The sequence below is a fragment of the Paenibacillus sp. BK720 genome (assembly GCF_011761545.1).
Taxonomy (GTDB): Bacteria; Bacillota; Bacilli; order Paenibacillales; family Paenibacillaceae; genus Pristimantibacillus.
Window position 1 is genome coordinate 643,299 of sequence record NZ_JAASRQ010000002.1, and the last position, 20,427, is coordinate 663,725.

The window sequence follows — 20,427 nt, forward strand, 5'->3', positions numbered from 1 at the left end:
TATATGCCGGTCGGTTTAGTTTAGTTTACGATTCTTTTCGCGTAAACCAGCGAAGAGGCGAACCATGTGCCTTCCATTGGCTCGTAAGTTACTTTCGCGCGTCCGCCGCCGCATTGAAGGATGTAATGCTTGCCGTTGACGACGCCGGCGTAAATGCCGACGTGACCGCCGCCTCCGCTTGTGGAACGATTTAACGAACCGTCACCGGGGTCGGCCGAGTTTTTAAAGAACAGCAGGTCTCCGACCTTCAGATTCTTATATTTATTTTTGGAATCAACGATCACTTGCTTGCCGATGCTGCTGCTGTAACGCTGCGTGCGGGAAGCGCTGGAAAACTTGATTCCGAGCGTGCTGCTGTATACCCAGGAAGTAAAGTTGGAGCAGTCAAAGCCGTAGCCGGCCTTCTGCACACCGCTGCGCCATTTAACGCCAAGCTGGGTTTTGCCTTTCGCAATCAGTTTGCTGAGCTGCGTGCTTTGGGTCGCGGTTGCCGCTGCCGCCTTAGGGGTGGTTACTCCCAGTGCAGGGGCTTGTACAGCACCGGTTAAAGCAATAACGCCTGCCAAAGTGATGATCCCTTTTTTGAAAATCGTTTTTTTCGTCATGTATGTATTCCTCCTATATGGCTTTTTTGTGCAGGAAAGCGTGTAGGCTGCCAGTTCAAGTTTTGTTTGGCACTTTTATACTAATGACTTTCTATCGGTGTAGTCAGCTAATAAAAGTTACCAATTCTATTTTAAAACAATAAAATAAATATTCTTTTATTAATCCTTAATAATCCTATATTGAATAAAATGTTAATAAAATCGAGAATAAATGATTAATTAGGCTGAAAGTGAAAATTATGCAATGGTAATCGAATTGAGTTTGGATGTTTAAAATCAGAAAGGGAAAATAAGGCTTATAAATTGTTGGAAGATGAGTTTTTTCCAAATCGAGGATTTAGAGGGGGAATCGTTAGTTAAAGTTTTCTAATTTTCAGCTTCGTATCAGAATAAAGGTGAAAGGCCATGAACGAACAAGCAGCCCGTCCTCTTTGAAGGACGGGCTGCTTGCCGTTTGAGACGCTCTTAATTCACGCTGCGCGAAGGCATCGCTTTGATTCGTTGCTCATCAGGAGTAATATACAGGGTCTTCTGGTGGTCGTAAATCACAAAGCCCGGTTTAGCCCCGCTTGGCTTGCGGACATGGCGGATAAACGTGTAATCGACCGGGATTTGGCTGGATTGCCGTGCCTGGCTGTAATAGCCGGACAGCATTGCCGCTTCCTCCAAGGTGGCATCCCCAAAGTCGCCTCCGCGGATGACGACATGGGAGCCCGGAATATCCTTCGTATGAAGCCAAACATCCGAAGGAGAAGCAAGCCGGTTCGTTAAGTATTCGTTCTGCGTATTGTTCTTGCCGACATAGATGCTGACGCCTTCGGAAGAAGTGTAGCAAATCAGGGTTGGGCGAGCCGGTTTTTTCCGCTTTGGACCGCGCTTTACCCTGCTGCGAAGATAACCCTGCTCCACAAGCTCATCCCTGATCTCCTCGATATCGGCGAGCGATGCATTGTCCAGCTGCTGCAGCAGCGTTTCCATATAAGTGATCTCGCTTTGGGCGATAGCCATTTGCTCTTCAACGACAGCGATACTGTTCTTTTGCTTCGTATATTTGCGGAAATAGCGCTGCGCATTATCCGACGGCGTAAGCTGAGGGTCCAGCTCGATCGTAACCATTGCCTGCTCTTCGTCATAGAAGTTGATCAGCTCGACCGATGTGTCCCCGCGGTTGATCTGATGCATGTAGGCGGTCAGAAGCTCGCCCATGACGCGGTATTTATCGGCGTCTTGCGCTTCCTCGACCGTTTCCTTCAGCTTTTCTATCTTCTTCTCGTTCTTGACCTTCTCATTCTGGACGAACCGGATGAGATCAAGGGCACGCTGCTTGACCGTATCCCGTTCCGCTTTATCGCCATAGAAGGCCTCCAGGCATTCGCTGATGGAAGCAAAATGCTCGGAAGAACCTTGCACGTGGGTCAGTGGAGTTACGGAGAAGTAGGCTTTGCCGTTCGCATCCACCGCTATGGTTGGCGCGTAGGCATGCGCCCGGACTTCGTTCATCAGCGCCTGGAAGCTGTCCCAGAGGCTGCTGCTTGCTGTCTCCGCGCGGAATACCATCTCTTTGGCGAGCAGAGGGCTTAGTCCGCTAAAGGCCTGAACAAGCTGCCGCTGAGGCGGCAGGCTCTCTTGGCTTTCCTCCGCATGCTGCCCGAGCACGGCCAGAAATTCCTTTTCGCTTGCTATGGCAAGAGGATCCGTCTTTCCTTGATCGGGCGGGGCGGTGTATTTGCTGCCCGGCATAACAATCCGGAATGTACTGATGGCAGGCGTGACGTGATGGATGCCGTCATGAATCGTCCCGGTTGCGGGGTCCAGCAAAATAAGGTTGCTGTGGCGTCCCATAATTTCAATAACGATCGTCTTGAGCGAGATATCGCCAAGCTCATCGCGGTGCCGGACGTCGATATGGATAATCCGTTCGCGTCCGATTTGTTTGACTGCTTCAATCGTTGCGCCTTCGCAATATTTGCGCATCAGCATGCAGAACATCGGTGCTTCCAGCGGATTAACGTATGAAGCATTCGTCCAATGAACGCGCGGGTACGTCGGATTGGCGGACAGGAGCAGCTTGCCCTGCGCCCCGGCGCCGCGGATGCTGAATACGAGATCATTGTCCGTCGGCTGGTGGATTTTATGAATGCGAGCGCCTATGCAGCGCTGAAGCTCTTCAACTACTGCGTGAATAACAATGCCGTCTAAGGCCATGAGGGTTTAAGTCTCCTTTTTCAATGTCTTTCTCTATCATGCCATAGTTAAACCAAAAACTTAAGTCTTTAAGTGGGATATTTTGCAGTTTGTCCGAATACATTTAGGCTTGAGAGGCTGTCCGAGAGCGCTCGGCATATACGGGAGGGAGTCGTACAATGGAACAATTGAAATGGCACCAAATGGAGGCGGGCGAGCTGGCGAATAAGCTGGGCAGCTCGCTTGCGCAAGGGCTGTCTGCATCGGAAGCAGAAGACAGGCTGTCGAAGAACGGGCGAAACGAGCTGGCGGAGGGCGAGCGCATTTCCCCGGTTATGCTTTTCCTGAATCAATTCAAAGATTTCATGGTGCTTGTGCTAATGGGCGCTACTCTCATATCGGGACTCTTGGGCGAATATTTGGATGCCGTGACGATTGTGGCCATTATCGCGATTAATGCGGTATTGGGCTTCATTCAGGAATTCCGTGCGGAAAAGTCGCTTAGTGCCCTCAAGGAATTGTCCGCGCCTACGGCAAAAGTGATTCGGGGCGGACAGCAGGTGATGATAGCAGCCAAAGAGTTGGTTAAAGGGGATGTTATTCTGCTCGAGAGCGGCGACCGCATTCCCGCCGATATCCGGCTGATCGAAGCGAACAGCTGCTATGCCGAGGAATCCGCCCTGACAGGCGAATCGGTACCGGTCGGCAAGCATGCCGCGGCTATTCATGAAGAGGAGCTGCCGCTTGGCGACCAGCGGAATCTGGGCTTTATGGGGACCATGCTTACCCGCGGAACAGCCAAAGGAGTTGTTGTCCGGACGGGCATGGAAACGGAAATGGGTAAAATCGCCGGCCTTATTCAGCAGACCGAATCGATGGAAACGCCGCTTCAGCACAGACTGGAGCAGCTTGGCAAAATCTTAATCGCCGTTGCGATCGGACTTACGATTATGGTTGTTGTTGCCGGCATTCTGCATGGACAGCCTGCCTACGGCATGTTTCTGGCCGGTGTCAGCCTTGCGGTTGCCGCTATTCCGGAAGGGCTTCCGGCCATCGTTACGATTGCGCTGGCTCTTGGCGTACAGCGGATGATTAAACGGAAAGCGATCGTCCGCAAGCTGCCTTCCGTGGAAACGTTGGGCTGCGCTTCGGTGATCTGCTCCGACAAGACCGGCACGCTTACGCAAAATAAAATGACCGTCACGAACGTTTGGCTGGGCGGGCGGCATCTTCAGGTGACGGGCGAAGGTTATGAGCCGGTCGGAGCTGTTTTCGAGGATGGCTCCATGGTGGACGTAAAGCATGATATTGCCCTCAAGCGTCTCCTGCAGATTTCGGCGCTTTGCAATAACGCAACCGTTACGCAGGCGGAGCAGCAGGATTCGAAGAAGCGGAAAAGCAAAGAGCCGCAAGAGGAATGGGTGCTAAAGGGAGATCCGACGGAAGGAGCCCTTACCGTTCTCGCAGCGAAGCTCGGGATGTCCGCCAAATCGCTGGAGGGCTTATATAAGAGGGAAAAGGAATTCCCGTTTGATTCCGAACGGAAGCGGATGAGCGTGCTGGTCTCGCATCAGGGCGGCAGGGTCGTCTATACGAAAGGCGCCTCCGACATGCTGATGGATCATTGCAGCTACGTATTATGGGACGGCAAGGTTGTGCCGTTTACCGCTACGCTCAAGAAAAAATGCGCGGATGCCGCCGAAGAGATGGCGCAGAACGCGCTGCGCGTGCTTGGCCTCGCTTACCGGGATATCCGCAGCGGCGAAGCGGCGGAGACGGAAAGCGACGTGGAATGCCATCTTGTATTTGTTGGCCTCACCGGCATGATCGACCCGCCGCGCCGCGAGGTGCGCGATGCGATTGCGACCTGCCGCCGAGCAGGCATCAAGACGGTAATGATTACGGGCGACCATCAGTTGACCGCCGAAGCGATCGCCCACCAGCTTGGCATCATGCCTCGCGGCGGAGTAGCGCTGAGCGGCAGTCAACTGGAAAATATGACGGATGATCAGCTCGACAAGCATGTGGACAACATCTATGTCTATGCCCGCGTATCGCCGGAACATAAGCTCCGGATCGTCAAATCCCTGCAAAGAAAAGGGCATGTCGTTGCCATGACCGGCGACGGCGTAAACGACGCTCCTGCTATCAAAGCCGCCGATATCGGCATCGCAATGGGCATTACCGGCACGGACGTCTCCAAGGAAGCTTCCGCGCTTGTATTAAGCGACGACAACTTTGCGACCATCGTGTCGGCCATCGAAGAAGGCCGGAGCATCTACGAGAATATCCGCAAATTCATCCGTTACCTGCTGGCCTCCAACGTCGGCGAGATTCTGACGATGTTCCTGGCGATGATGGCGGGTCTTCCGCTTCCGCTCGTGCCGATTCAGATTTTATGGGTGAACCTGGTGACGGACGGTCTGCCGGCCATGGCGCTCGGAGTCGACCAGGCGGAGAAGGATCTGATGCAGCAGAAGCCGCGTTCGGCCAAGGAAAGCGTGTTTGCAAGACGGCTTGGCTGGAAAATCATCAGCCGCGGCGTATTGATCGGCGTATGCACGCTAGGCGCCTTCTGGATTACGCTCAAACTTGCTCCGGGTACGGCCGCCGAGCAGCTTACCAAGGCGCAGACGGTCGCATTTGCCACACTGGTCCTGGCTCAGCTCATTCACGTATTCGACTGCCGCAGCTCGCGATCCATTTTCCACCGCAACCTGTTTCAGAACCGTTACCTGGTGCTTGCCGTTCTATCGTCTTTGATTCTGATGATCGGGGTGCTCTACATTCCGATGCTTCAGCCGATCTTCAAGACGGTGCCGCTTAATTTCCGCGAATGGTGCCTGGTATTCGTGGCCGCCGGCATTCCGACCTTCCTGATGGGCATCGGAAGCGTGCTTGGAACCAGCAAGCCTAAGAACAAACCGGCCAAAATGGCGTTCAAAAATGTGTAACGAAGTACAAACGATGATCGGAATTATGAATAGCGTTTCCCTTTGCTTTGCGGTATGCTAAGGAAAAATGTTAGCTTATTTTATCCATTGGCTGCAGTAAAGGGGGAACACCATGACGAAATTTACAAAAATGCATGGTTTGGGGAATGATTTTATCGTAATCGCCGGCGAGCAACAGCTGCCGGGCAATGCAGCGGAGCTGGCTATAGACCGCTGCAACCGGTTTTTCGGCATCGGCGCAGACGGGCTGGTGTACATCCTTCCTTCGGAAGTGGCGGATTTCCGCATGCGCATCATCAACTCCGACGGCTCGGAGGCGGAGCAGTGCGGCAACGCGATTCGCTGCGCGGCGAAATACATTTACGATAACGGTCTTACGGATAAAGAGGAATTAACGATCGAAACGCTTGGCGCCGGCGCCCAGACGGTTCAGCTGGAAGTGGCGGACGGCAAAGTGCGGCAGGTGCGCGTGGATATGGGCGAGCCGATTCTGAACGGCCTGCAGGTGCCTACAACGGTGGACGAAGAACGCGTTATCGAGCACCCGATTGAAGTGGACGGCCGGGAATTCCGGTTCACCGCGGTATCGATGGGCAACCCGCATTGCGTCATTTACGTGGACGATGCGGCCAGCTTTGATCTTGCGACTTGGGGGCCAAAGCTCGAGACGCATCCGATGTTCCCGCGCAGGATCAATGTGGAATTCGTTACCGTAACCTCCCGCGAACACGCGGAAATGCGCGTATGGGAGCGCGGCGCCGGACCTACGCTGGCTTGCGGCACCGGCGCGTGCGCAACGGTCGTATCCTCCGTGCTGAACGGCTTAACGGACCGCACGGCGGTCGTAACGCTTAAAGGCGGCGACCTGACGATCGAGTGGAACGAAGCGGATAATCATGTTTATATGACTGGACCTGCAGCCGAAGTATACCGCGGCGAATGGGAATAGGGAGAAATGAATATGAAGCCCGATTTAAGAACGAAGCTTAAGCAGCGTATCTTGACCGGGGACGGCGCAATGGGAACCTATCTGTATCAGATGGGGTTCCCTGTCGGCGTTTCTTACGAAGAATTGAATATGACCCGCCCGGATGTCATTGAAGGCGTGCATCGCCGGTACTACGAAGCAGGCGCGCGCGTCATCGAGACCAATACGTTCTCGGCCAATTCGGTTAAGTTGTCCAAATACGGTCTGGAGCCGGATATGGAAGCGATTAACCGTGCCGGGGTGCGTATTGCGAAAGCGGCCGCTGGCGAGGATGCCTACGTGGTTGGCGCTATTGGCTCGATCCGCGCCGGCAAGCTGAAGGATGTGCGGACATCGGAAGTCAGCGATGCGCTTGAGCGGCAGCTGGATGCTTTGCTTGTCGAAGGCGTGGACGGAATTCTGTTTGAAACGTTTTATGATTTTGACGAAATGCGCCTGGCACTGGGACTTGCCCGCAAGAGGACCCAGCTGCCTGTGCTTTGCCAGTTTGCGGTGGAGGATGTCGGACGCACGCAGGACGGCACGGGCTTGCTTAATGCCTTCGCTTTATTGAAGGATGAAGGAGCGGATGTCGTCGGTTTCAATTGCCGGAGCGGTCCAAACGGAATCATGCGGGCGGTTGAGTCGATTGGCGGACCGGTAGAGCTGCCGCTTTCGATCTTTCCGAACGCGGGTATCCCGGATTATGTTGACGGCAAATACAAGTATTCGGCCGGGCCAGATTATTTTGCCGAGACCGCTTTGCAATTCGCGGATCGCGGCGCTCGGATCATCGGCGGATGCTGCGGAACAACGCCGGAGCATATCGCGGCCATGGCGAAGGCTTTGGAGGATTATGCCCCGATAGGCGGCGCGGCAGCCGTTGCGATTGCCGCCCCCCCGGAGGCGGAGGTTATCGTCATAGAGGCGGGAGCGGCCGAGGTGGTGAAGAATGCTTCCGGGGAGCGGGCGGACACGCCAATCGTTTCGGAACCATCGCTGGTCGACACCGTAAAAGTAAGGCATACGGTCATTGTCGAGCTGGATCCGCCGCGCGATCTCGATATTGCGAAATTTATGGCCGGCGCGGCTGCCATTAAAGCCTGCGGAGCGGATGCCGTTACGATGGCGGACAACTCGCTGGCGGTGACCCGCATGAGCAATCTGGCGCTTGCCGCGCTGGTGAAGGACCGAATCGGTTTGCGCCCGCTCGTTCATATTGCTTGCCGGGACCGCAACCTGATTGGAACGCAGTCGCATCTGATGGGGCTGGACGCACTCGGAATCGACCATGTGCTGGCGGTAACCGGAGATCCGGCGCGCTTCGGCGATTTGCCGGATTCCAGCTCGGTATACGACCTTACTTCCTTCGAGATGATCCGGATGACAAAGCAGCTTAACGACGGCATCGCTTTCTCGGGCAAGCCGCTTAAGCAGAAAGCCAAATTCGTCGTAGGCGCGGCGTTTAACCCAAACGTCAAGCATTTGGACAAGGCGGTCCAGCGGCTGGAGAAAAAGATCGCTTCCGGCGCGGATTATATTATGACCCAGCCGGTATACGATCCGGCTCTCATGGAGAAAATCGCGGAAGCGACAAAGCATCTGCCCGTTCCGGTGTTCATTGGCATTATGCCGCTTGCAAGCGGGCGCAATGCCGAATATCTGCATAACGAGGTCCCCGGCATCCAATTACCCGATGAAGTACGGAAGCGGATGGCGGGACTTGAAGGCGCGGCGGGACGCGCGGAAGGCGTTCGAATCTCCCGGGAGCTGCTCGACATTGCCGTCGGTCATTTCAAGGGCATCTACTTCATGACGCCGTTTATGTTCTACGAAATGGCGGTAGAGCTGACCGAGTACGTATGGGCGAAAACAGGCGTGCAAAGACGCTAAAATAGTCTGTTTTCGCAATTTCTCTTGTTTTCTCTTGTTCGTTTCTTCAAAATCCATTAAACTATATAACAATGGATCGGGCTGCCTGTTTGACCGGCTGCATCTTTCCCGGGACAGGCAGTGTCTCCGGAATAGCGGGAACAGGCGTGTAGGCGCGGCGCGGAACGTATGCTCCGGACTTTTTTCGTCAACAATAGTGCAATGGTTCTGTCGTTATTTGGCAGGGTGGAGCAATCCATCAGGGTCCAATACTTTTATACAAATATATGATTATTCGGGAGTTGCACTAGGAAGACCGGAGGGGGAACCTGACTTGGCTATTAAACTTATTAATATCGGCTTCGGCAATATTGTTTCGGCCAATCGCATTATTTCAATTGTTAGTCCGGAGTCGGCACCAATTAAAAGGATCATTCAAGAAGCGCGCGACAGGCATATGCTGATTGACGCGACTTACGGACGACGCACGCGCGCCGTTATCATTACGGACAGCGATCATGTCATTTTATCGGCCGTGCAGCCCGAGACGGTTGCGCACCGCTTGTCGACCAAGGATGACGATAACGACGAATAACACGGGGAGTCATATGGATAAGGGATTGTTGATTGTATTGTCCGGACCTTCAGGCGTAGGTAAAGGAACCGTGTGTTCCGTCCTGCGCCAAAAGGTGCCTGAGCTTGTCTATTCCGTTTCGGCAACGACGCGGAAGCCAAGACAAGGCGAAATCGATGGCATTAATTATTTCTTCAAGACGAGAGAGCAGTTCCAGGAGATGATCGCCAAAGACGCGCTCCTTGAGCATGCCGAGTATGTGGGCAATTGCTACGGTACTCCGCGCGATTTCGTTGAGAGTACGCTTGCCAGCGGCAAGGACGTTATTCTCGAGATTGAAGTGCAAGGCGCGTTGAAGGTGAAAGAGAAGTTCCCGGAAGGCGTGTTTGTTTTCCTGCTTCCTCCATCGCTGGATGAGTTGAAGTCCCGCATTACGGGCAGGGGAACGGAAACCCAGGATACGATCAATAACCGGATGACGGTAGCGGTTGAAGAAATGAGCTTAATCCGTCATTATGATTATGCAGTCGTTAACGACGAGATTGACGCCGCATGCCATCGTATTCAAAGCATTATCGTGGCTGAGCATTGCCGCAGAGACCGGTATTATTCCCATTTGGCAGAGCTGCCGGCTGCTACCGAGAAAGTCTGAGCGAGAGGTGAAGAACAATGTTGTATCCATCGATTGATGAAATGGTGAAAAAAGTAGACAGCAAATATTCGCTTGTAGTTGCGGCTTCGAGACGCGCGCGCATGTTGCGTAACGGTGAAAAATCCGAGCTTCGCAACCCGAGATCCCGTAAATTTGTCGGTGTTGCCCTGGAGGAAATCTTCCATGACATCGTGCAAGTTGAACAAACAGCGGACAAACAACAACAATAAGCTTGACTGAAGAAAGGATGGAGCTAACCAGCTCCATCCTTTTTTTGTTTTTATTCGTTTCCGGTCATGTCCGTTTTTGTTTGAAATAACAGTTTTCAAAAATAAACAAACATGTTAACATAGAAACAAACAAAAACAAATCTAGTCGGAGGGGAAACAAAATGGCTCGTAAGTTATGGGATTCCTGTTAACCCTGCGCATTGTCCCTCTGGTTCTGATCCTTCGTTGTATAATAGATAGCTTGGCCTTAAAATATCGATAGGAATCGAAAAATGAGAAGATAGAGAAAGAGGTAGGCTATGCTGGTTGCGGAACGGTACGAAACGATAGTTCGATTGGTAAATGAGCGGGGCAGCATCCGGGTATCGGAGCTGAGCGAGCTTTGTCAGGTCACGGAGGAGACGATCCGCCGGGATCTTGACCGACTGGAGCAGGCGGGACGGCTTCGCCGCTCGCATGGCGGCGCGGTCAGCGTCAAGGATACGCAGCCGGAGACTCCGGTCGCGGAACGGGAAATTATGCATGCAGACGAGAAACGACGTATTGCGGAAGAAGCGGTCAAGCTGATTAAGCCCAATGACCGGATTTTGCTGGACGCCAGTTCCACGGCATGGTATATGGCATCGATCCTGCCGGATATTCCGCTCACGGTTTTGACCAATTCGATTAAAGTTGCCGTCGCCCTAAGCAACAAGGAGAAGATCGAAGTGATCTCGACCGGCGGTATACTAGCCTCGCGCTCTTTATCCTATGTAGGGCCGCTCGCCGAACGGTCGCTTGAAACCTATCATGTAAACAAGCTGTTTTTATCCTGCAAGGGCGTGCATCTGGAGCGCGGCATCAGCGAATCGAATGAGCTCCAGGCGCGCATTAAACATAAGATGCTCGGTATCGCGGAACAAGTCATCCTGCTTGCGGATTCCAGCAAGTTTGGCGTTCAGGCGTTTACCCACGTAGGCGATCTGGCGGAGGTTAACGCCATTATCACGGACCGCCGGCTTTCCCAGGAGGCTGCAGCGGGGCTATCCGAGCGTTCAATACCAGTTACGATGGTTTAACGAATCGATACGTTTGTGAGGTGACGAGGTGAAGGTTTCATTATTTATCACCTGTCTTAGCGACACGATATATCCCCGAGTGGGAGAGGCAATGGTCAGACTGCTGGCCAAGTACGGGGTTCAGCTTCATTTTCCAACCGTGCAAACCTGCTGCGGCCAACCCGCCTTCAACAGCGGTTATTGGAAGGAAGCGCGTGAGAGCGCGAAGACGATTCTGGATGCCTTTGAGGATTCGGACTTCGTTATTTCGCCTTCCGGCTCCTGTACGGGCATGATTCATCATTATCCCAAGCTGTTTGAAGCGGATCCGGTTATGCATGAGCGGGCATTGAAGCTTCAACGGAAATCCTACGAATTTACGCAATTTCTTGTTCAAGTGCTTGGCGTTAAAGACGTTGGCGCGGTTTTTCCGCACAAAGTGACTTACCATCCTTCTTGTCACGGCAGCAGGCTGCTGGGCATTAAGGAGGAACCGATGGAGCTTATGCGGCATGTGCAGGGGCTGGAGCTTGTTCCGCTTCCTTTCGCGGAGGATTGCTGCGGCTTTGGCGGCACGTTTGCGGTGAAGATGGCCGATATTTCCGGCGCGATGGTTACCGAGAAGGTGGACCATGTGCTGGAGACGGAAGCCGAGGTGCTGGTTGGGCTGGACTTGGCATGTCTGATGAATATTGCCGGCAACCTGCGGTACCGCAATCAGCCGGTAAAGGTGATGCATTTGGCAGAGCTCTTGTATGAAGGGGTGAAGCAGGGATGAATACGGCCGGAACGGCATCAACGGTGAAAGAACGAGCGGAACTGGCGCTAAATGACGAGTTTCTGCGCAAAGCCGTCAAGTTCACGACGGAACGTCTTCGGAACGGCAAAAAGCAGGCTTCCGCCGAGCATGGCAATTGGGATGACTGGCGGGAGCGCGGACGGCAAATCCGGCTTCATACGATCGCTCATTTGGATTACTACTTAAATATGTTTGCGAATCAGGCGCGCGCTAACGGCGTGCATGTGCATTTTGCCGAGACGTCTGCCGAAGCGGTCAAGCTGTCTCTTGAGATTGCGCAGCGGAAGCAGGCGAAGTCGGTTGTAAAGTCGAAGTCGATGGTTACGGAAGAGCTGCATTTGAATCACGAGCTTGAGTCCATTGGCGTTGAGGCCATCGAAACGGATCTTGGCGAGTATATCATTCAGCTGGCCGGCGAGACGCCTTCCCATATTATTATCCCGGCTATTCACAAAAACCGTTATCAGGTGGCTGATCTTCTGTCCCAGGAAGCGGGCGAGACGCTTGCTCCGGATACGTCCATTCTTGCAGGCTTTGTGCGCAAGAAGCTTCGGGAGAAGTTCCTGGAGGCGGATATCGGGATGACCGGCTGCAACTTCGCGATTGCCGAGACCGGCTCGATGGTGCTTTTCGAGAACGAAGGCAATGCCCGGATGGTTACGACCGTTCCGAAGACGCAGATTACGCTGATGGGTATGGAGCGGATTATTCCGTCCTGGGCGGACCTGGAGGTTATGGCTACGCTGCTGCCGCGTTCGGCGACAGGGCAGAAGCTGACGGTATACATGTCCGGCATTACCGGACCAAGACGCGAGGTTGACGCGGACGGACCGGATGAGATGCATATTATTATCGTCGATAACGGACGTTCCCTGCAGCTGGGCGATCCGGAGTTCCAGGAGCTCTTGAACTGTATTCGCTGCGGCGCTTGTCTAAACGCTTGTCCGGTATACCGTCACATCGGCGGGCATGCATACGGCGGAACGTACAGCGGTCCTATCGGGGCCGTGTTGACCCCTGCCCTGCAGAAAAACGTAGCGGAGTGGGATGATATCGCCAACGCTTCAAGCTTGTGCGGAGCCTGCTACGAGGCTTGTCCGGTCAAAATTCCGCTTCACGACATGCTCATTTATTTGCGCCGGCGCAAGCAGGAGCAAGGGCATGGCAATGCGGCTGAGTCGATCGGGATGAAGGGCTTTGCTGCCGTCATGGGCAACTCGAAGCGTTATGCCGGCCTTGTGAAGCTTGGGAAGCTCGGGCAGAAGCTGGTTGTGCGGGATGGCGGCATTCGTCTCAAGCTTGGACCGCTTAAGGGCTGGAATACGTACCGGGTAACGCCAAGCCTGCCGAAGAAGTCGTTCCGCGAGCAATGGGGGACGCTTGAGCAGGAACTGCGCCATGGGCTGAAGGAGCTTGATCCCGACGTGCGCAGCCGGATGGAAGCCATTGTGCAAGGCAGAGACGGCAAGGGAGGCAACGGTCATGGCTAAGCAGGTGGATTCCCATGAGGAATGGCTGAAGCAGTTAGAGGAAGAGTCCAAGCGGAAGCAGGAGGCGTTCATGAACGGGATCGCCCAGAAGCTGAAACGTTCCCGGATGACCTCGGCGCCCGAGCATCCGTTCCGGGGCGCGCCGGATTTCTGGCAAGCCTTCGAATGGCCGCTTGAGGAGCGAATGGACCGATTCGAGGCGAACTTCAAGGCAGCCGGCGGGCATGTGGAGCGGCTTGCCGACATGGAAGCGGCTAAACGGTTTATCGCGGAGAAAGCGGAAGCGCTAAGCGCCAAATACGTCATCCGGCAAAATGAGCCGGAGCTGAATGAGCTTGGTCTCGAAGAGACGCTTGCCGCGTCGGGTGCGGTAGTCCGGGTATGGAACGACGATGCGGATGAGAACTGGAGAGCGCGCGCGGCGGAATCGGACTTCGGTATAGTAACGGCTGATTACGCGGCTGCTTATACGGGCTCCGTTGCCGTCTTATCCTCGAAGGATAAAGGCCGCTCGGTAAGCTTGTTGCCGACCGTATTGTTTGTTCTGATCCCGCTTGATCGTTTGAAGACGCGACTGGGCGAGATCTTGATCAATTTCGATGAAGCGGGACGCGAGCAGCTGCCGGCCGGGATTCACTTTATTTCCGGTCCAAGCCGTTCGGCAGATATCGAGAATGACCTGACAATCGGCGTTCACGGACCCGGCGTCGTCTACGCTTTGCTAGTTGGTTAATTTGTGCATGCCCGTATGCTTGGGCTGGCGCTTCCGGCGCCGGATTAGAGCTTGCGGGCTTTTTTGGCATCAGCAGGCACCTCTTTAAGGGATGCCAAATCTGTCATTTCGCGGATTCCGGCGATTTTTACATCGCTTAACGATGCGGGTATCGTTAAGACAGACCAAACGGGGGGGCTATTTCGCCGAAAATACTGATGCACCGAACATTTAACGGCGCCTCGCATCGTAAACGTGTCAAGCATTGCTGTAGAGCAAGCAGGAAATGACTCGAATGGATTTAATTAATAAAAGGGAGTAATGAGATTATCCGTGAGGAGGTGGCGTTGCCCGTGAAGGCAAAACCGGAGTTGGTTCTAGACGCGGCAGGCGTGATTGCGGCGAATTTCTCGCCGCGTTTTTGGCAGGAGCTTGGAATGCGGTACGAGCTGACTTATGATAGACTGGCCCGATTCAAACGAGAGATCCGAGTAAGTTTATGGAGCGGCTCTATAACCGAAGTGAAATTCTGGGACGAGCTTTGCAGTCGGTTCCCGGCAATCGACAGGGATGAGGCTCGAATCAAGCTGCTGACCCGGATTACGCCGCTGCCCGCGGCGGAACGGATACCGGGCTGGAGCCGGCATGCCAATATCCATCTGCTCAGCAACCACCGCTCGGAATGGCTGGAGCCGATTGTTTCCCCTCTGCGTCCATATTTGCGCAGCGTGACGATCTCCAGCACAGCCGGCTGCTGCAAGCCGGATGCACCCATATACGAACGGGTTGAGCAGCATTTCGAATCAAAGGCGTCCATTCTGTTTGTCGACGATCAGGCGAAAAACTTCAAGGAACCCGAGCTGCGAGGCTGGACAACTCTTCTCGCCGATGAGCAGGGTGACTGGGTAAATCGGGTCGACCGGTTTCTTGCCATATAAAAGCAGCAGGCTCCCCTCCGGGAACCTGCTGCTTTTGCTTCATCCTATTGCTTGGTCTCAAGGAATTTCTCGATGAACTGAACCGCTTTTTCGGTGTTTTTGGAGCCTTCGCGCACGCTGGCGATATAGTTGTCTTTAGCCTGCATCGGAATATTTTTAATGATCGGGCTATCGGAGATTTTCACGCCATACGTATGCTCGGCCGGATCCTCTTCCGTTTTTTGCTTGTAGCCGTCCTCCGGCTTAAGCAGCTTGGTGATATCCGCCTGCGAGTCCAGGTTCATGAACGCGCCTTGCGGGCCTACCCAGTTAAACGCTGCCGTATCCGTGATATAGATGTCCGGGCGTTCCGTCGCAAGCACGACCATGGCTTTTTGCTGGGAGGCAATGTCCATTTGATCCTTCGCATCCAGCGGTACGTACGTAAAGTTGACTTTAAAGCGCTTGAACTCTGGGAACTGCTTCAGGAGCGCTTCTTCGATATCGGCTTCTTCGGTTTGCTTGCCCGTGCTGTCGCTCATGTAATACTCGCCAAGGAACATGATGGACAGGTCTACCGGCGGAAGCTTTGCGAGACGTTCCTGCTCCGCCCGGTGGTCCAGGTAGCTGTTAATGCCAACGATAACAAGAATGAGGGCAATGATGCCGCCAAGCACGTGGAATTTGTAGTAGCGCCAGAAATGGTCTACTTTCTCCGCGGAGCCGGCCATTTTCTTGTACTTGCCGTATTCCTGCTGATTGAATGCTTCGCTGGCTTTCCGGTTGTCCTCGTCGAGAATATACCGGTAGGCGCGCGTTACTTCCTCAAAGTCAGCCTGATCGGTTCCGCCGGGATTTTCTCTTTGTCTTGCCCGAGCTTGCCGCATCAAGGTGGTGTAACGCTTATCGACCTCTTCTTTCGAAGCGTTTTCAGGAAGACCCATCGTTTCGTAAGCTCGTTTCAGTTCGTCCATGGAGTTGCTCTCACCTCTGTTAGGATTAGAAAAAATAATAGCTACTCTCTAGTATACGGATTTGAATAGAAGATTTCCATTCCTCCATCTGGGAACGGCCCAGGCTACAAATTGGGATGACCTATGGTATGATAGGAAAAAGCGCGAATGGGTCTTGCCTAAACGGTCAATACATAGATTAACAGCATAAATCGGGGGAAACAGTATGTTGAGAGGAAAAACGATAGTACTAGGCATTACCGGCGGCATTGCAGCCTATAAAGGCGCGGCGCTCTGCAGCAAGCTCGTGCAGGCGGGGGCCGAGGTGCACGTCATCATGACGGAGTCGGCAGCCAAATTCATTACGCCGCTTACGCTCCAAACCTTGTCACGCCATCCGGTGCACATCGATACGTTCGACGAGAAGGACCCTTCGGTCGTTACACACATTGACTTGGCTGATCGAGCCGATCTGGTCGTAATCGCGCCGGCAACCGCGAATATTATTGGAAAAGCGGCTAACGGCCTGGCCGACGATATGCTGAGCACCACGCTGCTCGCGGCAACAAGTCCGGTTCTGATGGCGCCGGCCATGAACGTGCATATGTACGAGCATCCGGCGGTTGTCCGCAATCTGGAGCTATTGGCATCCCGCGGCGTGATGTTCGTTGAGCCGGGAACGGGTCAGCTTGCGTGCGGTTACGTGGCAAAAGGCCGTCTTGCGGAGCCGGAGGATATCGTCATTGCGGTTCATTCTTTGCTGAAAGCGAAGGAGCACGGAGCGCTTGCGGGCAAGCGCGTGCTGGTAACGGCGGGAGGCACGATGGAGCGCCTTGATCCGGTCCGGTATTTGACAAATGATTCTTCCGGGAAAATGGGCTTTGCCATTGCGGAAGCCGCCAAGGTGATGGGTGCCGAGGTTACGGTTATCGCGGGCAGAACCTCCGTTGATCCGCCTGCCGGCGTGAAGGTTATACGGGTAGAGTCGGCGCAGCAAATGCTTGACGCCGTGCTGGAACGATTCGACGAATCGGATATAGTGGTTAAATCGGCAGCAGTGGCGGATTACCGCCCGGTGACGAGACACGGCCAGAAGATCAAGAAGTCCGGCGAAACCTTAACGCTGGAGCTGGAGAAAACGACGGATATTTTGCAGACGCTAGGCGAGCGGAAGACGCATCAGCTCTTGATCGGTTTTGCCGCCGAGACGGAGCAGCTGGAGAAGTATGCCATGGACAAGCTGAAGCGCAAAAATGCCGATCTGATCGTGGGCAACGATGTCAGCCAGGAAGGCGCGGGCTTCAACGGGGACACGAATATCGTACAGCTGTACGGCCCAGGCGGATTAATTGAAGCGATGCCGCTGCTGTCCAAGCGCGAGACGGCGCAGCGCATTCTGACGATTGCTGCCCGGCGCCTTGCGGAGGTAGCCTCCCGCGATGGAGGTCGGGGCGAAGAATGATTGCCAAAGTGATCGTAGACGTGCCGAGCCGCCAGACGGACCGGCCGTTTGACTATAAAGTACCGCCCGGCATGGAGAGCTGGATTGAGGTCGGCAGCCGGGTAGGCGTTCCTTTTGGCCCCCGGGTCCTGCAGGGCTTTGTCATTGAGCTTGCGGAGACGGCCGACGTGGATCCCATGAAGCTGAAGGCCGTATCCGAGCTGCTCGATCCGGTTCCGCCGCTGCTGCCCGATCTGATCGAGCTGGCCAAATGGATGAGCGACAAGTATTGCTGTTCTTGGACGACAGCGCTGCAAGCCATGATTCCGGCCGCTCTGAAAGGGAAAGCGGAAAGGTATATCAGCCTGAACGAGGATCCGGAATATACGGCGGAGGACTATGGCCTGACGGCGCTGCTGCCGGAGGACTTGCTGACGTGGATCGGCAGGCAGAAGCAGCTTAAGCTGGAGACGCTGCAGCAGCGGTATCCGGAGCATTCGGCATCCATAAAAGAGGCGCTCCGCGACGGGCTGCTGCAGGAGCAGACTTCGATCCGGGACCGTCTGGCGATTCGCAAGGTGCTGACCGTGTTCCCGCCGGATGACGAAGCAGCGGCGCGCGAAGCGCTGGAGAGCTTCCCGGCCCGGGCCGCGAAGCAGCGCGAGCTGCTCGCCTTCATGCTGGAGCGCGGCGAGGCCATGCCGCTGCAAGCGCTGCTGGCGGAAGCAGGCGGTTCGCCTGCCAGCGTCCGTGCGCTCGCGGACAAGGGCCTGCTTGGCCTGCATGAAGTCGAGCAGGAACGGGATCCGTACGCAGGGCGGGATTTCCAGCGGACGCAGCCGCTGCCCCTTATGCCCGGCCAGCAGGACGTGTATGAACGGATTGCGGGCACGGTAAGCCGCGGCGAGCCGCAGGTGCTGCTGCTTCATGGCGTTACGGGGAGCGGCAAAACAGAGGTCTATATGCAATCCATTCAGCATTGTCTGGAATTAGGCAAGCAGGCGATTGTGCTCGTTCCCGAAATTTCGCTCACTCCGCAGATGGTGGAGCGGTTCAAGGGGCGCTTCGGCGAAGCCGTCGCCGTGCTGCACAGCCGGTTGTCGAACGGCGAGCGTTACGACGAGTGGCGCAAGATCCGGAGCCGCCGCGTACAGGTCGCCATTGGCGCCCGCTCGGCGATCTTTGCACCTTTTGAGCGGATTGGGCTTATTATTATTGATGAAGAGCATGAATCCTCCTACAAGCAGGAGGAGAGCCCGAAATACCATGCGCGGGATGTCGCCGTAAGACGCGCCAGGCAGCATGGAGCCGCGGTTGTGCTGGGCTCCGCGACGCCGTCGCTGGAATCGTTCGCCGCCGCCAGCCGCCAGCCTGCGCCCGGCAAGGAATCGGCGCTGCTGCCCATGCCGGAGCGGGTCGGCAGCCGTCCGATGCCGCCGGTTCAAGTCATTGACATGCGCGGCGAGCTGCAGGACGGCAACCGCTCGATGTTCAGCCGCAAGCTGCATGCCGCGCTGGCCGACAGGCTCGAGCGCGGCGAGCAGTCGGTGCTGCTGCTTAACCGGCGGGGCTATTCGACGTTTGTGATGTGCCGCTCCTGCGGGTATACGGCCGCATGTCCGCATTGCGACATTTCGTTGACCTATCATCAGAAATCGCGGGCGCTGCGCTGTCATTATTGCGGTCACGCCGAGCTGGCTCCGAAGGAATGCCCGTCCTGCGGCAGCGAGCATATCCGCTATTTCGGGACGGGGACGCAGCGGGTGGAGGAAGAGCTGGCGAAGCTGTTCCCGGGGATCCGGGTGATCCGGATGGATGTGGATACAACCTCCGAGAAGCATGCGCACGAGAAGCTGCTCAAGCAATTCGGCGAGCGGAAAGCGGACGTGCTGCTGGGCACTCAGATGGTGGCCAAGGGGCTCGATTTTCCGTATGTTACGCTGGTTGGCGTAATAGCCGCGGATACGTCGCTCAATCTGCCGGACTTCCGTTCGGCGGAGCGGACGTTCCAGCTGCTGACGCAGGTAGCGGGACGCGCCGGGCGCCATCATCTTCCCGGGGAGGTTATTATCCAGACTTATTCTCCCGAGCATTACGCCATTCTTACCGCCCAGCATCATGATTATGCCGCGTTTGTGCTGGAAGAGCTCAAGCACCGGAGCGTGATGGGCTATCCGCCTTTTTGCAGGCTGGTTCTGGTGACGATGTCGCATGAACAGCTGCCTCTTTTGTCTTCGGTTAGCGAACAGTTTGCCGAGCGGCTTAGGGGTCTCGCGGCAGGCGAGGGGGTTCTTGGCCCGCTTGAGGGCGGTCTGCCGAGGGCGATGGACATTCTAGGACCGGTCGCCTCGCCCATTTCCAGAATGAAAGATCGCTACCGTTTTCAATGTGTGATAAAATATCGTGGAAACATCGACATACCGGCGCTGCTAAGGCACGCGATGGCGCCTTTTGTGGAGAGCTCGCCGGCAAAGCAGGTGCAGTTCAGCATCGATGTCGACCCGCAAGTCATTTTATAAAATAGATAACGATTGTAAAGGAAGGTAACGGCTATGGCCATTCGTATTATTGTCAAAGAACCCGATCCGGTGCTCCGCGAGACGGCAAAGGAAGTAACGAAATTCAACTCCAATCTGCAAAAGCTTCTGAAGGATATGGCAGAAACCATGTACGATGCGGACGGCGTAGGGCTTGCGGCTCCGCAGATCGGCATCTCGAAACGCGTCATTGTCGTGGATATCGGCGACGAGACAGGTCTGATCTCGATGGTTAATCCCGTTATCGTCGAAAAAGAAGGAGAACAGCTTGGTCCTGAAGGCTGTCTCAGCATTCCGAACCTGAACGGCGACGTAAAGCGCTACGAGCGCATCGTCGTAAACGGGCAGGACGCGGAGGGCAATCCGTTTACGGTAGAGGCGAGCGGCTTCCTTGCGGTTGCTTTCCAGCATGAAATCGATCATCTGAACGGTATTCTGTTCACGGATATTGCGCAAAATGTGTATGACATTACGGCAAGACAAAGAAAAGGCGGCGAGTAAGG

General features: G+C 54.9%; 17 protein-coding genes. 14 read left to right on the forward strand and 3 right to left on the reverse strand.

What is annotated here, in order from left to right:
- Window positions 1-20: 20 nt before the first annotated feature.
- Window positions 21-605, reverse strand: coding sequence for a C40 family peptidase (locus FHT67_RS09795; RefSeq protein ID WP_132306095.1), 585 nt, complete (start codon window positions 603-605; stop codon window positions 21-23).
- 465 nt (window positions 606-1,070) lie between these two features.
- Complete coding sequence (locus FHT67_RS09800; protein WP_167197691.1) at window positions 1,071-2,810, reverse strand: Rqc2 family fibronectin-binding protein; 1,740 nt, start codon at window positions 2,808-2,810, stop codon at window positions 1,071-1,073.
- 158 nt (window positions 2,811-2,968) lie between these two features.
- Between FHT67_RS09800 and FHT67_RS09805 the strand changes: the two genes are divergently transcribed.
- The 11 genes from FHT67_RS09805 to FHT67_RS09855 all read left to right on the forward strand — a co-directional run bounded on the left by FHT67_RS09805 (window position 2,969) and on the right by FHT67_RS09855 (window position 15,014).
- Window positions 2,969-5,743 carry a calcium-translocating P-type ATPase, SERCA-type gene (locus FHT67_RS09805; protein WP_167197693.1) on the forward strand — a complete coding sequence of 925 codons (2,775 nt, stop codon included), beginning with the start codon at window positions 2,969-2,971 and terminating at the stop codon, window positions 5,741-5,743.
- A gap of 112 nt (window positions 5,744-5,855) precedes the next feature.
- Window positions 5,856-6,692 (forward strand): diaminopimelate epimerase, encoded by an 837-nt coding sequence (dapF, locus tag FHT67_RS09810; protein ID WP_167197696.1) that lies wholly within the window; start codon window positions 5,856-5,858, stop codon window positions 6,690-6,692.
- Between the two features lie 12 nt (window positions 6,693-6,704).
- Window positions 6,705-8,603, forward strand: a complete 1,899-nt coding sequence (locus FHT67_RS09815) for a bifunctional homocysteine S-methyltransferase/methylenetetrahydrofolate reductase (protein ID WP_167197698.1) — start codon at window positions 6,705-6,707, stop codon at window positions 8,601-8,603.
- A 313-nt stretch (window positions 8,604-8,916) separates the two neighbouring features.
- Window positions 8,917-9,177 carry an extracellular matrix/biofilm regulator RemA gene (gene remA / locus FHT67_RS09820; protein WP_005548256.1) on the forward strand — a complete coding sequence of 87 codons (261 nt, stop codon included), beginning with the start codon at window positions 8,917-8,919 and terminating at the stop codon, window positions 9,175-9,177.
- Between the two features lie 13 nt (window positions 9,178-9,190).
- On the forward strand, window positions 9,191-9,808 hold the full coding sequence (gene gmk / locus FHT67_RS09825) for a guanylate kinase (RefSeq protein WP_132306085.1): 618 nt from the start codon (window positions 9,191-9,193) through the stop codon (window positions 9,806-9,808).
- Between the two features lie 17 nt (window positions 9,809-9,825).
- Window positions 9,826-10,038 (forward strand): DNA-directed RNA polymerase subunit omega, encoded by a 213-nt coding sequence (rpoZ, locus tag FHT67_RS09830; RefSeq protein WP_132306083.1) that lies wholly within the window; start codon window positions 9,826-9,828, stop codon window positions 10,036-10,038.
- 299 nt (window positions 10,039-10,337) lie between these two features.
- A complete protein-coding gene (locus FHT67_RS09835; protein WP_132306081.1) occupies window positions 10,338-11,096 on the forward strand; it encodes a DeoR/GlpR family DNA-binding transcription regulator in 759 nt (252 codons plus the stop codon).
- Window positions 11,097-11,124: 28 nt separating this feature from the next.
- Window positions 11,125-11,853, forward strand: a complete 729-nt coding sequence (locus tag FHT67_RS09840; RefSeq protein ID WP_167197701.1) for a heterodisulfide reductase-related iron-sulfur binding cluster — start codon at window positions 11,125-11,127, stop codon at window positions 11,851-11,853.
- Window positions 11,850-13,364, forward strand: coding sequence for a LutB/LldF family L-lactate oxidation iron-sulfur protein (locus FHT67_RS09845; protein ID WP_167197704.1), 1,515 nt, complete (start codon window positions 11,850-11,852; stop codon window positions 13,362-13,364). The genes FHT67_RS09840 and FHT67_RS09845 overlap by 4 nt, the downstream gene beginning before the upstream one ends.
- A complete protein-coding gene (locus tag FHT67_RS09850) occupies window positions 13,357-14,097 on the forward strand; it encodes a LutC/YkgG family protein (RefSeq protein ID WP_167197707.1) in 741 nt (246 codons plus the stop codon). Before FHT67_RS09845 ends, FHT67_RS09850 begins: the two co-directional genes overlap by 8 nt.
- 332 nt (window positions 14,098-14,429) lie before the next feature.
- Window positions 14,430-15,014 (forward strand): HAD family hydrolase, encoded by a 585-nt coding sequence (locus tag FHT67_RS09855; protein WP_167197710.1) that lies wholly within the window; start codon window positions 14,430-14,432, stop codon window positions 15,012-15,014.
- A 44-nt stretch (window positions 15,015-15,058) separates the two neighbouring features.
- Here FHT67_RS09855 and FHT67_RS09860 read toward each other — a convergent pair whose 3' ends face one another.
- The gene (locus FHT67_RS09860; protein ID WP_167197713.1) at window positions 15,059-15,967 is read right to left on the reverse strand and encodes a DnaJ domain-containing protein; all 909 of its coding nucleotides are present in this window, start codon (window positions 15,965-15,967) and stop codon (window positions 15,059-15,061) included.
- Between the two features lie 205 nt (window positions 15,968-16,172).
- On the opposite strand from FHT67_RS09860, the gene coaBC reads away from it, so the two are divergent.
- From coaBC to def, 3 genes are read left to right on the forward strand one after another with little or no spacing between them, the layout of a single operon-like run.
- The gene (gene coaBC / locus FHT67_RS09865; protein ID WP_132306069.1) at window positions 16,173-17,408 is read left to right on the forward strand and encodes a bifunctional phosphopantothenoylcysteine decarboxylase/phosphopantothenate--cysteine ligase CoaBC; all 1,236 of its coding nucleotides are present in this window, start codon (window positions 16,173-16,175) and stop codon (window positions 17,406-17,408) included.
- Window positions 17,405-19,906, forward strand: a complete 2,502-nt coding sequence (gene priA / locus FHT67_RS09870) for a primosomal protein N' (RefSeq protein ID WP_167197716.1) — start codon at window positions 17,405-17,407, stop codon at window positions 19,904-19,906. The genes coaBC and priA overlap by 4 nt, the downstream gene beginning before the upstream one ends.
- Before the next feature lie 33 nt (window positions 19,907-19,939).
- Window positions 19,940-20,425: a peptide deformylase gene (gene def / locus FHT67_RS09875; protein WP_132306065.1), complete on the forward strand. Its 486-nt coding sequence runs from the start codon at window positions 19,940-19,942 to the stop codon at window positions 20,423-20,425.
- Window positions 20,426-20,427: the final 2 nt, after the last annotated feature.

Bases quoted from the DNA above. Each gene is read 5' to 3' on its own strand.
- FHT67_RS09795 (WP_132306095.1), bottom strand. From the start codon at position 605: ATGACGAAAAAAACGATTTTCAAAAAAGGGATCATCACTTTGGCAGGC.
- FHT67_RS09800 (WP_167197691.1), bottom strand. From the start codon at position 2,810: ATGGCCTTAGACGGCATTGTTATTCACGCAGTAGTTGAAGAGCTTCAG.
- FHT67_RS09805 (WP_167197693.1), top strand. From the start codon at position 2,969: ATGGAACAATTGAAATGGCACCAAATGGAGGCGGGCGAGCTGGCGAAT.
- dapF (WP_167197696.1), top strand. From the start codon at position 5,856: ATGACGAAATTTACAAAAATGCATGGTTTGGGGAATGATTTTATCGTA.
- FHT67_RS09815 (WP_167197698.1), top strand. From the start codon at position 6,705: ATGAAGCCCGATTTAAGAACGAAGCTTAAGCAGCGTATCTTGACCGGG.
- gmk (WP_132306085.1), top strand. From the start codon at position 9,191: ATGGATAAGGGATTGTTGATTGTATTGTCCGGACCTTCAGGCGTAGGT.
- rpoZ (WP_132306083.1), top strand. From the start codon at position 9,826: ATGTTGTATCCATCGATTGATGAAATGGTGAAAAAAGTAGACAGCAAA.
- FHT67_RS09835 (WP_132306081.1), top strand. From the start codon at position 10,338: ATGCTGGTTGCGGAACGGTACGAAACGATAGTTCGATTGGTAAATGAG.
- FHT67_RS09845 (WP_167197704.1), top strand. From the start codon at position 11,850: ATGAATACGGCCGGAACGGCATCAACGGTGAAAGAACGAGCGGAACTG.
- FHT67_RS09850 (WP_167197707.1), top strand. From the start codon at position 13,357: ATGGCTAAGCAGGTGGATTCCCATGAGGAATGGCTGAAGCAGTTAGAG.
- FHT67_RS09860 (WP_167197713.1), bottom strand. From the start codon at position 15,967: ATGGACGAACTGAAACGAGCTTACGAAACGATGGGTCTTCCTGAAAAC.
- coaBC (WP_132306069.1), top strand. From the start codon at position 16,173: ATGTTGAGAGGAAAAACGATAGTACTAGGCATTACCGGCGGCATTGCA.
- priA (WP_167197716.1), top strand. From the start codon at position 17,405: ATGATTGCCAAAGTGATCGTAGACGTGCCGAGCCGCCAGACGGACCGG.
- def (WP_132306065.1), top strand. From the start codon at position 19,940: ATGGCCATTCGTATTATTGTCAAAGAACCCGATCCGGTGCTCCGCGAG.